Annotated in this window: 12 protein-coding genes and 1 pseudogene; all 13 read right to left on the bottom strand. The window is 36.0% G+C overall.

What is annotated here, in order from left to right; all coding sequences use genetic code 11:
- Positions 1 to 5 precede the first annotated feature (5 nt).
- The 13 genes and pseudogenes from AB4Z50_RS09165 to rlmH all read right to left on the bottom strand — a co-directional run bounded on the left by AB4Z50_RS09165 (position 6) and on the right by rlmH (position 13,357).
- Positions 6 to 1,301 carry a purine/pyrimidine permease gene (locus tag AB4Z50_RS09165; RefSeq protein ID WP_441878144.1) on the bottom strand — a complete coding sequence of 432 codons (1,296 nt, stop codon included), beginning with the start codon at positions 1,299 to 1,301 and terminating at the stop codon, positions 6 to 8.
- Between the two features lie 33 nt (positions 1,302 to 1,334).
- Positions 1,335 to 2,051 (bottom strand): purine-nucleoside phosphorylase, encoded by a 717-nt coding sequence (gene deoD, locus AB4Z50_RS09160; RefSeq protein ID WP_441878482.1) that lies wholly within the window; start codon positions 2,049 to 2,051, stop codon positions 1,335 to 1,337.
- Between the two features lie 212 nt (positions 2,052 to 2,263).
- Entirely contained in the window at positions 2,264 to 3,700 is a 1,437-nt protein-coding gene (locus AB4Z50_RS09155; RefSeq protein WP_441878142.1) for a helix-turn-helix domain-containing protein, read from the bottom strand.
- 508 nt (positions 3,701 to 4,208) lie between these two features.
- Positions 4,209 to 4,397 (bottom strand): annotated as a pseudogene (locus tag AB4Z50_RS09150) (IS5/IS1182 family transposase); the annotation flags it as partial.
- A gap of 206 nt (positions 4,398 to 4,603) precedes the next feature.
- Positions 4,604 to 5,473, bottom strand: coding sequence for a toll/interleukin-1 receptor domain-containing protein (locus AB4Z50_RS09145; RefSeq protein WP_441878140.1), 870 nt, complete (start codon positions 5,471 to 5,473; stop codon positions 4,604 to 4,606).
- 183 nt (positions 5,474 to 5,656) lie between these two features.
- Positions 5,657 to 6,520: a toll/interleukin-1 receptor domain-containing protein gene (locus tag AB4Z50_RS09140; protein ID WP_441878138.1), complete on the bottom strand. Its 864-nt coding sequence runs from the start codon at positions 6,518 to 6,520 to the stop codon at positions 5,657 to 5,659.
- Positions 6,521 to 6,571: 51 nt separating this feature from the next.
- Positions 6,572 to 8,617: a TIR domain-containing protein gene (locus tag AB4Z50_RS09135; RefSeq protein WP_441878136.1), complete on the bottom strand. Its 2,046-nt coding sequence runs from the start codon at positions 8,615 to 8,617 to the stop codon at positions 6,572 to 6,574.
- Positions 8,617 to 9,180, bottom strand: a complete 564-nt coding sequence (locus AB4Z50_RS09130; RefSeq protein WP_441878134.1) for a TIR domain-containing protein — start codon at positions 9,178 to 9,180, stop codon at positions 8,617 to 8,619. The genes AB4Z50_RS09135 and AB4Z50_RS09130 overlap by 1 nt, the downstream gene beginning before the upstream one ends.
- A gap of 189 nt (positions 9,181 to 9,369) precedes the next feature.
- Positions 9,370 to 9,921, bottom strand: a complete 552-nt coding sequence (locus tag AB4Z50_RS09125; RefSeq protein ID WP_441878132.1) for a toll/interleukin-1 receptor domain-containing protein — start codon at positions 9,919 to 9,921, stop codon at positions 9,370 to 9,372.
- A gap of 316 nt (positions 9,922 to 10,237) precedes the next feature.
- A complete protein-coding gene (locus tag AB4Z50_RS09120) occupies positions 10,238 to 11,356 on the bottom strand; it encodes a hypothetical protein (RefSeq protein WP_441878130.1) in 1,119 nt (372 codons plus the stop codon).
- Positions 11,357 to 11,387: 31 nt separating this feature from the next.
- A complete protein-coding gene (locus AB4Z50_RS09115; RefSeq protein WP_441878128.1) occupies positions 11,388 to 11,879 on the bottom strand; it encodes a hypothetical protein in 492 nt (163 codons plus the stop codon).
- 14 nt (positions 11,880 to 11,893) lie between these two features.
- The gene (locus tag AB4Z50_RS09110) at positions 11,894 to 12,544 is read right to left on the bottom strand and encodes a hypothetical protein (RefSeq protein ID WP_441878126.1); all 651 of its coding nucleotides are present in this window, start codon (positions 12,542 to 12,544) and stop codon (positions 11,894 to 11,896) included.
- Positions 12,545 to 12,877: 333 nt separating this feature from the next.
- On the bottom strand, positions 12,878 to 13,357 hold the full coding sequence (gene rlmH, locus AB4Z50_RS09105) for a 23S rRNA (pseudouridine(1915)-N(3))-methyltransferase RlmH (protein ID WP_339205773.1): 480 nt from the start codon (positions 13,355 to 13,357) through the stop codon (positions 12,878 to 12,880).
- Between the last annotated feature and the right edge of the window lie 122 nt (positions 13,358 to 13,479).

The raw sequence follows: 13,479 nt of genomic DNA, 5'->3' as shown, positions 1-13,479 counted from the left end.
TTTGTTTATTGTCTTACCTTACTCCGCTGTTTTTCCCTCCACATGAACCCCTGTTCCATAATAATCGCTAACAGGCTTCCGCATATTAACCCATTATTTAAAATGGCGATCACGATCGGAGATAAATGGATTGTGGCTGATGAAGGGATAAACATTAAACCCACACCCACTAGCAGGGAAACTCCACTAACAATAAAAGGTCGCTCTTCATGAATGACCTTTCGCAATTCCCTCAACGATATTCCAACCATCTTCACAAAAATAACGAATGTAACAGCATAGCCAATCGGAGCTGGAATGCCAGATATGACATTCATAATTGGCGGAAACAATGATATAACGATCACTAAGCTGCACCCTATTAAGAACGGCCTACGCTCTCTCATACCTGTCTGTTCAACATATCCCGCTGCTCCCGAAATAGGCACCGAGCCAATCGCCCCTAAGGTGCCGCCAATAAAATGTGTAATCCCGGATATAATTCCAGCACGCCAATAACGGCGATGATCGGTGGATTGCTTTTGCTCTATCACGGTTTCCATCAACCGGATGGAAGCAATCGCATTGGTTATTAACAGCAGTGTTAATAACAACGCTGTAGTAATGGTCCCACCATCAAATCGCGGCCATCCAAATGGCAACATTTCGGGTAGATTAACTAGGTTTTCTGCTTGTGAAAAAACCGGTGTGTTACCAAAAACTATAAATAATAGCCAGCCTAACAATATACTAATGATCACCGAAAATTGTCGAAGTAACGCAAAGCGGCAGCTCCCTAACCAAAAGGTAATACAAACCACAATCACACTAAGCAAAAACACTTTAACATCTAACGTCGTATGGCTAGATGTAATTCCCATCATCCCTTTCATAAAAGAACCGCTTAATTGAAAGATCAATAACAGTAAATATATAAAAGTGATGGTTGGTGTAAATAATCGGGCTATTTTATCCATTAGCTTAAAGGCTGAAATGAGGATAAATAAGGCACCGCTAATGATCATTCCTCCACTTAAAGCTTGCAGAGCATCAATGTTAGAAGAATATAATACCCCCACTAAACTCGCGTAAATGGTAAAAATGCTCCACCATAACCCCGCCGGACCTTCATGAATAGGAAGTTTATGACCAATCAAGCCTTGTAAAAAGCCCGCTATCCCCAAAGTAATAATGGTACTCTGGATGAGTCCAGCAGTCTCAATGGGTGTTAAGTTATATAAATCTGCGATAGCAATTGGTGCAGCAATTGCGCCTGCGATCATAAAAATCATCCACTGCAATCCGGACAGAATTACTCTCATTTCTTTCTCACTCTCTTTTCCTAACCCTTAAACCTATAAACTAGTGTCATCAATGATTGTATTAAGAGCTACTTCTACCATTTCATAAAAGGACTGTTCACTTTCTTGATGAGTTAAGTGCTCCTGCGTTAATAATTGACTGCCCACGGTCAAAATGGACAGTGCTTTTACACCATATTTAGCAGCCAACGTATAGAGCGATGTGCTTTCCATTTCTACTGCTAATACGCCAAAGTCCATAAATTTGTGAAGTCGATCCAACGTTTCACGATAAAATTCATCCGAATTATAAATGTTGCCAACAAAGACTTTCGCTTGCTTACCTTTTGTGTGCTGATATGCTTTCATTAACAATGAGAAATCCGCCGTAGGCGCATAGTTGCAGCCATGGAAAATTTTCTCCGTCAGATTGCTGTCTGAAGACACGGCTTGGGCTAATACAATATCACGGATATTTACTTCTTCTTGCATCGCGCCACATGTGCCAATGCGAATCAATTTCTTCACTTCGTAATCGATGATCAGTTCCGTTGCATATATGCTCATCGATGGGTTACCCATCCCTGTCCCCTGAACCGACACTGGCACACCTTTGTATAACCCAGTGTATCCATACATACCTCTTACTTCGTTATAGCAATAGGCTTCCTCTAAAAAATTCTCTGCTACAAATTTTGCACGCAAAGGATCTCCTGGAAGCAAAACACGTTCTGCTATTTCTCCTTTTTTTGCACCTAAATGCCTGCTCATATGGTTTCCTCCAATCATCTGAATACTGCACTCAGATTTTCCGAAATCGCTTCCATTTACCGACGGGAAAATAGATGCTTTAGTATTTTCCAAACGAATTTCGTTAAGGAAGGTCAGCCTTAATCGTTTAGAACCTGCTTTGAGCATAAGGTTTTTTATCATCGCAAACTAGACCAAAATCTTACGTAGGGTACGGAAAATAATTGGTCAAATTATAAAAGTAATTCTTTACGAATATTGTCCAGGTCTCTTTTAGATGGAATCGTAGAAATAGTAACAACAGGTACTGTCTTTAATGAAACCGGGAAGTTACTAATGACGAAATCAATTTGATGCTGCTGCACCATTTCGTCGGTTAGTCCTTTCATAATGGAAGTATTAACGATCAACTGATCCCCAATTTCCTTTTTAATCAAATCCGCTATGTAATGGCGAATCGAAAATTCTTCACCGATCACTAAGAAGGCCTTTTTTCTTTTATAACGCAAGCTTGAACGAACAATTAAGGTTAGTTTTGTTAAATGGAAATCATTATACAGGACAGAAGGATAAGCTTCATTCCACGTTTTCATGCAGTCTTGCAATTGTTGATATATCTGCTGGCACTCTTTTTGAACATATGTCGATAAATTGCTTTTTGAAATCATCATCCATTCAGGAATGGCATTATCCATTAAAAGCTTGTCAATGAAGTCATATACCTCCAATGTAAATCGTTCTTCCATATCCATATTCGGATATACCTTTGCCAGTGATGTAAAAAGCAGATTACCCATTTGATACTCTTCTTTATCCTTGTATAATTCGAATTCTTTTATCGGTGTCATTTCCGATCCTTCGTAATAATGGTATTGGCTGAGTCTCACTCGTGATTGCATAAAGAATATTTCACTTTCAGGAAATGCTATAGAAAGCTGTTCTTCTAGACTCTTCGCAAGAGCTTTGACCGGCAAATAAAACATCCCTTTTTCCCAGGGATATCTGACCTCGTCGACTTTTACACATTTCCCTCTTGTCACTCTATCTACTACAATCGCCAGCAAAAAGGATAATTTCCTTTTGGAATTGATAAAATAAACTATATTTTTCTCATTCTCTATATTTGTGATTAACTCATTAATATAAGCAAAGTCAATATTCTCAAAGGGCCATCCAGTAAAGTCATAGGCATCACAATACAACTTCCAATAAAAATACCGTATATTCATTTCATTCCCTTTGATCTTAGGGCTGGAATAAGTAATGTGCAGCTTATACGGTTTTAGATCATTATTATTTAAATACACAATCAACTTCTTCAAAGACGAGGTGCTCATAAACATTTCACCAGCTAGCTCCTCCACTGAGAATCGTCCGTCAGTGGTGAACAATAGATTCATCAGCCGATAAAAGGTGGTTTGTCTGAGCATAAAAGAAACCACTTCACTAATCGTCTTCCCTCGTCCATCACGTCGAAGAAATACTCCCTTTCCTCTTGTCACCTCAATGGTAATAGCAGGTGGCAGCTGCTTGCTTATCTCTTCAACCATCTTACGTATGGTTTTATCTGAGATTCCTAGACTTTTCTCAACTTCGGCCAAGGTAAACCATCTTTGTTCCGTATCAAGCAGTGTTAATAGTTGGCTAGCTAATTTATATTCCTTATCCATTTTCCCACCCTATTTCAATTTAGTTTGAATGTTATAGGATAAACAAGGACAATTCCTCTTGCCCTTTTTGTCGTTCTTTTCACGTAATTCCAACAAGCCTCTATAACGAAAAATCGATTCTCCCAGAAGGAAGAATCGGCTTTTTGATCTGTTTGAGTATTATCTATGTTAAGTCTCACCCTAACCCAATTGTGCTATTCAGTATCAAACAAGAAATTTGTTTAAAATAATTCGCCTTACTTATGATAAGGCTCTCCGTATCACTCCAAAGGCGAAATCAATATGAAAAGGATGGAGCATCAAAGGCTACTCCATCCCGCACGTCCAAAAAATGATAGCCGCCTTTCTACTTTATGTAATCAGTAGGTCGATCCGGCAAGCTCAAACTTGACCAAATACACCATAAAACTGGTTATGATATAACTAACCGAGAATCCCTTCTGTGATATAGAATTCAGCATACATTTCCCTAGCAGTAGTCTCGTCATCAGTGTTTGGTTAAATTTCTATTTAGGGCTTGCTGAACGATGAACGTGTCTTTGAAGAACTGTCCATATCTGTTCTCGGCTACTGCCCACGGCACGAGCCGCGCCAACTGAACCCAGCAATTTTCTTCATTGAGCTTCCCGCCGAAGGGGAGAAAGAAATCGCTTGGCAGAATCAGTTGATTTTCAAGATGTGCGGTCGGCTTGAACACGTTTGTCACTCCATCTGCAAAGGTTTTGCGGTACTTTCGTGCTTTCCTTTGCACATGAACTCGACATGAAACGCCCAAAACCCAATTTTCATGCGGTTTTTAGCCGGTTATTCGGCATTCAGCACACCCTATTCATCAAAAATTTTGGGGCTTAAATGAGTCCTGATAATTCAGCACACCTCATAGGTTTTTTCACTTTTCAATACTCAACTATTCATCTTAACTAAAGTTTCAGCGTAGTTAATACTAATGTCCATGCCGAATGGATATATCCCATTTACTCTACCTGTAAAACTACAGAAAATTACTTCGTTATTAGCAGATATTTTAAATTCTTTCCTATGAACACTTTTGTCTGAAAAAGTAATATGAAACGTCTTTTTATTCTTATTTATGTATTTCTTAAATAGACTCATTGCAGTTTTATGATATTCTTTGTTGTAGTTTTCGTCTTGTTTAAGATGTGAATGAAGTTCAAATTTACCTATTACAACATACCCTCTACCTTTGTCAGAGTGAACAGTATCTATAAAAAGATAATTCATAGGAGTATTGATATTGTAACTTAATTGCCCATATTCCGTGCCCCAGAAAATGAAATATCCGTTTTCATCTTCTATAATCCCATTATGGTTTTGTATTTTATTTATTAAATACTCTTTAAGATGCTTGTATGCTAAATCACCCATAAATTCATATGCCTTTAAACCATGATACTTAGACAACTTATTAAGTAGTTCTTTGTCTTCAGTACTGAGATCTTTCCGAATATCATCGATTGCTTCAAGGAATATCGGTAATATTAAATAATCATTATTGGCAGATTTATCAATCATCATTGAAAGTTCATGTCTACACCATGGATATGCTTCGTTATTCTTGAAATATTTATTAGAAATAATAACAATTGCTGCTGATGTATCCTTTATTGCGTTGTTGATTCTTCTCTCAATATTATCTCCAATTTCTATTTCTGAGTTATCTACCCAGTATTTTATATTGAGATTGTAAAGAATACTGCATACTTTTTCCTTAACTCTACCGTCTTCGCTTGCAAAACTAATGAAAAAATACATTTCTTCCTCCTGCTATAAATTGTTTTCCATGGTGCTCTGCTGTGGCAAAATATTAATAAATTGGGTCAATAACGGAGGGTTTATTCTTTTTGAGCAGCAAGTGAATTATACCTAAGTCTTATGAAATAAGACAACTTTCGTTCGTCACTTATATTATCGACCTTAATGATTCAAATCTAAGAACTAATCCAATATATTTGTAATAACATTTTCCAAACTTTCATTATCTCGTAATACTTCAATATTATTTTGACAAATATTCGTTAATAAACTAGCGTAACGGTTTAAGAATTGCTCATTTATATTAGAATCAATAATAAAATATAAAGAATAATCAGTTTTTTCCTTTTTAATACGAACTGCCAATTCCAATTCATAATTACACCAGTTAGATTTAAGGAAATCATCAGTTACATAAAACAAAACTTTATTCGCCAGGTTTAAACCCGTAGCAATCTCCCTTTTTACAATAACTGAATCCTCAGTTGGTTTTAACCGATATTTATCGATCCATACTAGTTCATTTTTTGAGTTTAGATATGGAATCAAATCCTCCACTCTTTCTTTTTGTATTGAAGAGTGACTTAAAAATATACTTGTTCCTTTACCCAATTTTTCGAAGGCCTTGTACCCTTCACCTTCTAATCGGGTTTTATATTTTTCCGTAAAAAACTGATACGTTGGAACATCTTTTTCTTTCTTGTATAGGAATCCTTTTTCCCTTATTATGGAATCCATTTTCGGGTCGACAGAGTAACTATTGAACCCCCTATCACTCATTCTTTTAAATAGTGTATCCAAAGAAATATCAGGCCTGTACAGACCAACTGAAAAAAGGTGGTCCTTCATTTCTTCTATTTCATTATTGGGATTACACTCATAAGATAAAAATACATAAAATTCAAGACTAGACGGTATGTTATTAATGAATATACTGAATCCTGTTAATACGTCCCTGCTGTGGCTAAGTGCAATTTTATTGAGCAAACTAATAGTTTTATTTCTATTTTTAAAGTAATCAAACTCAATTATAAAGTCTTTTCGCATCTAACATCCTCTTCACAGTTTATTTTCGTTTAAGGCCAACAAACTTCTGATTTATTTAGACCTTAATCCCTTGAGTACAAGGCTTATCATTTCAGTTGTGTTTGTCGTATTAAAAAGGATTTCGTTCTCAGCCAAACTTAATCCGTTATTTAACCCGTCAATACCTCGTTCATTAAAGAAGGTAATTATGTTATTGTAGTCTATTGCTTCTAGGCCTTCATCTTTCGTTCTTGAATTGTAATAGTCTTTTAATAATGGATATTTTGAATTTGCTGTCTGATATTCTTCTGTAAGTTCATATGGAACCAGGCCTTTTATGGCATCAATGATATTATTAGCCACGCCTCCCAATGCTCCGATAAGATATATTGGTTTGTTATTTTTCATTCCTATATAAACTTCTTCTACTAATCCGGGAAGGATACCTCTATACCCTGTTGCTTTCCCTCCAACGATAATTCTAGCGTGAATATTGTTATTCATTTTTTCTCGCATTTCTGTGAGACTTTTTGCCCAAATATATTGATTCTCAACTTCTTTAGCCGCCAATACAATTGATGGGTCATCTGGAACTTTGAAAGTAGGCACAACATCGATGAAAGTTGCAATCTCATTTAACTTAGCCTTTAACCCAACTGGAATCGTAGTATATAGTGGGTAACAAACGTAGTTAAAAATTTTCTCCGACGGCCTCTTATTTTCCTTGAGATAATTTCTCGCAAGATCGAATAATATGTTGGTGAAATTTGATTGCGGATCGTAATTAATATCTCCTCCATAAGCTAGTGTTGCTCCACTTACCAGCAGATATCTTGTAAACTCAACCAATGTATCTTGTAAATGATAGTTTTCTAAACCAAATTTATTAATATCTTGTGATTCTGATATCGATAAACCGACCGTCTTTCCACTTAGAAAATTGATTTGTTGAAATTCTTCTTCTTCAATTTTGTTAATAAGCGGAATAAATGTTGGTGTTATGAATTGTAATTCGTTATTCGCAGAATTTATTAGTTGAATTTCTTCATCGCCGAGAGGGGGGTCTGGATAAACTGTAAGATTATGCTTAATATCCTTCATGAACACTAGTGACAACAATTCAGGAGGGTATGACATAATTGCGTGTTCACTAATATCCAATCTATACTTCAATGCTAAATATTTTATATATAGTTGATGGTACTTAAATCTCAGAGTTTCCTTTAATGTTACATGAAGTATTCTTTCAAATTCCTGTAACATGTTATCTGAAATATTTTTTATTCTTATATTTTTTAGATTCGCCATATAAGGGAAACTTCGATCTTCCCCTTCATCAAAAAAGTTGATTATAATAATTGGCCTATTATACCTTTTAGCAATAATAACTTCTTTTCGACACCATTCCCTAGAGGAGTATTTATCCGAGTGAATAACAAGCAAAACAGATTTTTGAATATTAGCTTCTATTTCTTGAGGAAAATCATAACCTATTGCAATATCATTAGCATCAAAAAAGGTCTTTAAAGGGGTGCTACTTTGTATAAAATCACTTAGTCGTTTTGCAATTTCTACACCATCTTCCTTAGCGTGGCTAATAAACAATTTAAGCGGAGGAGGACTTTGCAAGGTAACATTATCCGAAATATCATTAATACGTTCTCTGTCAAATAGTAATCGGCATAATTCATGTGTAATCCTACTTTGTAAATATCTCAGTGGTTCTTCTATTTCAGCGAATAGACGTATAAAGTTTTTTTGTGGTAATCTACTTGATACATTAAAGGAGTTTTCTGTAAGGGCTACTGGGTAAATTATTGACTTAGAATTTTGTATCTTATCTGCAATCCCATTAATATATTCCTTCCACGTATCATCAATTACCATTTCATCGTTTACTAATAAAACTATGGCAGTATGTTCCGATTTTAAAATATCAATATCCAGCGGGTCATTTCCTGTTCTGAAATAAAGGGGTATACCGATTCCACGTGAGAGGGGGTCATTAATGTCTCGATTAAAAAGCGTATAAAATGAACGTGCATAATTAATGCCATCACCAAAAGCAGGATGCCACATAATGTAAATGTTAAGTGGAGCTATAATATTATTACTCATTAATAACTCCACCTGTCCGCAGATTTATTGTTCACAAAATTGGGGTAAGAATTATCTGGTTCAATTTGATCTTTTCTTAAATATGCCTCATGTACCCATTTTTGTATTGAAGAAGGCTTAGTATTCCAAAGGTATAGCTTTGCAAAACCATTCTCCAAATTATCATATAATCTCGGTGGAATAGTGTACGGATTATATTTATTTTCAGCATACCCAGGATATGTAGGTAATAGAATACCTATTAAACCCGATCTTTTATTATACTGAGTATGTCTAAGGCTTGAAGATATCTCCCAATCAACATGTTTCCTTTTCCATGTTTCAGGACCAATTAAAACAACTGTAACTGTTGTATTTCGCAAATACTCATCTCTAATTTTCTGCCTAATTGACTCTGTTTTTAATGAAGTATCAATATCACCTTCCATTACAGAACGTGAAATAATAACTTCAGAATAATCTTGAAATATATTTATAAATTTGTTTTTGTAATGTACTCCGCTGTAAGGGTCTTTCTCTTCCCCATGATGGAAGCTAATAAAAACTCGATGCTTATAACTCATAAACTTCACTCCTAGTACCAAATATCTTATTGACAAAGTTACGCATAAGTTTTGATTTGTTGAAAAATGCAAGTAGATCAGTATGAATTCGAATAATTTCTTAATTAGACAGATTAAATAGTTAAAGTAGGAGCAGCCCAATTAACAACAGTTTTAATTATCTCCTGTATATCTTGCCTCTTGTAAACATTACCTATCAGTTTTTAAATAAGGGTTTAAGCTGTGATAATAGTTTGTAGATTCAGTGAGATACTCATAAGAAGTTGATCCTTTCCTAATTGAATTGAGGTATTTATTTAATCCAATAACACCTTCGATTTTATATGTTATCTTCAAATAATCTGGAAGACTGGTTACATTCCGAAGTGCAAGGGTAGACAGTTCCTTGTTGCTCTTTTTTCCATAACCAACTTCGTATGGTACCCACCATGAATCTTTAGTGGCTTCACTAACAATGCACATCATATGACTAGAATTTGACACACCTTTCTCAATAGCAGCTGTTATTCTAGCTGCATCGTTTTCAGCTACTGCTCTTTGAAGGTTTTCATCATTAATATCCAAGTAAATGTTAAAGCCAGCATCCTGTATATAGTCTCCTATTTGGGTTACTGCAGCTTTATCAACACTAATATGCGATAAAAAGATGCATACATTTTTTCCAGTAAAGTTGTGTGCGGAAAAAGACTCGAACTGTCCTTGACTATTCCGCAATGCAAAATTCCTTCCTCTTATTGCCATGCCTTTATACCTACCTTTCGCGGGTTTATTGTATATCTATATTACCATATTTGGGTAATTTAATGTAATTCGAATTTACCGGTTGATGTAAAAAGACAATTTACTTACAATTAATTTTTGCCCTCCGATAAACTATACCTAAGCAATTCGCCCTACTTGTGATACGGTTCAGCGTAATGTATCTAAGCACAAAGTACTGTTTGACCACAAAATATATATTCGCATTTAAGGACAAAACCACTCCCGAACATGGGGGTGGTTTTGTATCTTCAATTTATAACTAATTAATTTCATCTGGCATATCGTTAAAAAGATCCTACCAATTCTCCTCATTGCCACAACAAAATTTAAACCTGCTGTCGCCAAAACAAATACATTTATTATATGGATTAACTCTTTTCTTCAACATAGTATAAGTTTTTGAATTTTGTTTGTTTTTATAAAAGAGTGTATTCCTGACTAATAATTGCGAACTGTTTTTCACTCGTTTGTAAAGTCCCTCAAATTGCTTGTTTATATCAAGATAAAGCTTTAGCAAGTCATATGAAAAATAAACGAGATCCTTCGTTACACTAGAAAGTAGTTCATTTTCTACTGAAACACTATTAAAGTACATTTCTCTGGTCCAGAGATCACCATTTTTATGTATCTTTGAGCGATTAAAATCAAGACCGCTAATTCTGGATCCAACAGACGGATGAGTAAAATCACAGAGGAAGGTATACAACATCCCCCATGATTCTCCCTTATGAGGCTTTAACTTTGTTTCCATTTTAATTATTGTCTCGCTGTATCCCATTTGAGGGCTAGGGTCAAAAAAACCTTCTTTTACTTGATATTCCTGTAAGTCCCCGTTTAAACTATATTGCTTCCAGTCAACATAGGTTTCAGTGACTATTTTATTCAGATCATTTTCAAATTCAGTAAAATGGTTTTGGGCTTCTAATAGATGATTCCTGCCTAGATCAATTGTATCTGAATTTCCCCTCTGATTAATTGCCCTACTTAAAGATTTTTCAATTTTAGAAATATTAAATTGAGTTTTCCTTAGTGCTTTTTCGAACATCGCTATGCTTTCTAAGAACATTCGTAACAGTCCACCTAAAGATGAATACTTCTCTTCTTTTAATAGAATCAAAAAAGAATGAAAGGATTCAACAATTCGATGTGCAGTCACTTGCCGTGCATAAATGAATTGTTCGTGATAGTTTCCAAACCGCATTAATGTAAATAGAAATAAATCAAACGGTAATTCCTTGGTTTTTATTGAATCGAGTAATAAGTCATTCTTACCATTGCTCCAAACTACTAACTGTGGATGATATTCGTACGCAGCACCCCATAGTTTCTCTTTAAATTGTATTTTTATATCATCAGTTATTACTAAACCATACTTATTCAGTATATCTTCATACAACGACCATAGCTTTTCCATGTTCAACCTCTTCCACCTATGTTCACTTTATCTACTTCCTTAGAACTTCCTTGTGCCATTCGTTAAAAGGCTGAAGGAAGCTATGCTCCTTTACCCAGTCTTGATTATTTAAGTCAAATGTATGTATAAAGTGTCCCGTTGTTCCAACATCAAAAATTCCGCCCTCAACCCCTTGGTTCCGTATCACCAACATAGGTAGCTGTAACATAAAAGCCATTGAAGATTCAATATGGTTCCAAGGGGTTGGTAGAAATTTATTCTTAATGCTTGTTTCCTGTTGGGTATTAGGTTTAGAGATACCCTTCTGTACTATTAATTGTGGGAAACCTAAAATTACTGCTCCAGAACATTCTTTCATTAAATGCTCAACTGCCTTCATTGGAGAAACATTCGGGAAATCTGTTGCACCTATTGTTCTTGCACTCATACCTCTTGTTTCTAGTAACTCTTGTAGTATTTGAACAGTAGACCTTTGATTGTTATCTAATGCATTAGGTCTACTTACAAAGATGTTGATAGCCATATTCATATTCCCCTTTATATTTCTATATCCCTTACCTTACTAAATAACTCCGTTACTACACTTTGCTTATATCCTTTAGCCACCTCAAAATATTTACTAGCCCTATTCACCTTAAAAGCATAAATAACGTTTGAACGGTCATCCGTGCCAATTATATATACACTCACACCTTCTACTGCCAATATATCTCCTAAGTTTTCGATATTATCATTTGTTACTGCAATAGCAACTTTCTCTTTTGGGAAGTATATTCTAGGTGTTGCGTTCATGCCATCAATTCTTGGTCTAATTTCAATACTAATCACATCCGAGACTACTTCTAATTTTTCTTCTTTTATAGCTAGAGAGAAATTAGGGTCTAATTTCTTCAATAAGTATATCAGCGGAGAAATTACAAAGTTGGACTCACTATGGTAATCTTTCAGCAACTCAACCAGAGTATATTTTAAGCCCTTCGAATCCTCACTAATTTGGTATAATTCATCCTGAACATCCTCAGCAATCAAAAATTTTTCAACAGTGATGATGCCTTTCGTCATAGCTTCTCTTATCAATGACTTATATTCGTCTTTATAAACTGCTCCTCTATCATCATTGTATAGAGACTTATAACTGAAGTTATTTTCTACTGTTATTTTCTTAATAAACAAACCTTCAAAATCCATTATGCTCATCCTTCTTTCAATTTTATATTGATATATTTACACTTTAGTCCTCTACTTCAATTTGAGACTGTAGTATGCGATACATAACTCCATCCTTTTCGGAGAGTATATCCTTGAGATATACTCTATTGTTTAATTTATATTCATCTGGGAAAACAATCCCAATATAAGTCATGCGTCTATGCTTTTCTTCCCAAAACCTATATTTCAACAAAGACTTACTTCACTCAATCATAAACAAGATCACTGTTAACGTTGGGAACAACCCCGACGAAAGAAGCGTCAAAGACATTGAATTGTTCTTTGACGCTTCAATTAACGACGACTTTGTGCTTACTTATGATACGGTTCCCCCCGATTTATCTTCACTCCGCGATAAATCTGCTCAATCAGCACCAGACGCATCAGCTGGTGCGGCAAGGTCATGCGCCCAAAGCTCAGCTTCTGCTGGGCGCGCTTCATCACAGCGGGAGACAATCCCGTACTCCCGCCAATAACAAAAGCCACGTGGCTTCGCCCATACGTGGCTAATTTATCGAGCTGGCCCGCGAGATCCTCGCTTGACCAGAGCTCGCCATCCAGCGCGAGCGCGACAACATGCGCATCAGGCTTCAGCTGCGCTAGAAGCCTCTCGCCCTCTCGCTCGCGCACAATCGCTTCCTCCGCCGCACTCATCGTCTCCGGCGCCTTCTCATCGGGCACTTCCGTGAGCGTAAGCTTCACGTAAGGCCCTAACCGCTTGGCATATTCCGCTATGCCAAGCACTAAGTACTTTTCCTTCAGCTTACCAACAGCAGCTATCTGTATATGCAATCCTTACACTTCCCTTTATCATCTCGGATCTATTTTTCAGTCCGCTGCGCTTTTGTCCTTTAAATCCTCTATATCTCGGATATTCCCTTCAGTCCGATATGCTCTCCGAACATGAGAGCCTT

This window comes from Paenibacillus sp. 2TAB26 (assembly GCF_052115145.1).
Taxonomy (GTDB): Bacteria; Bacillota; Bacilli; order Paenibacillales; family Paenibacillaceae; genus Pristimantibacillus.
Note: the sequence above shows the minus strand (reverse complement) of the source record. Positions and strands in the feature narration are given on the sequence as shown.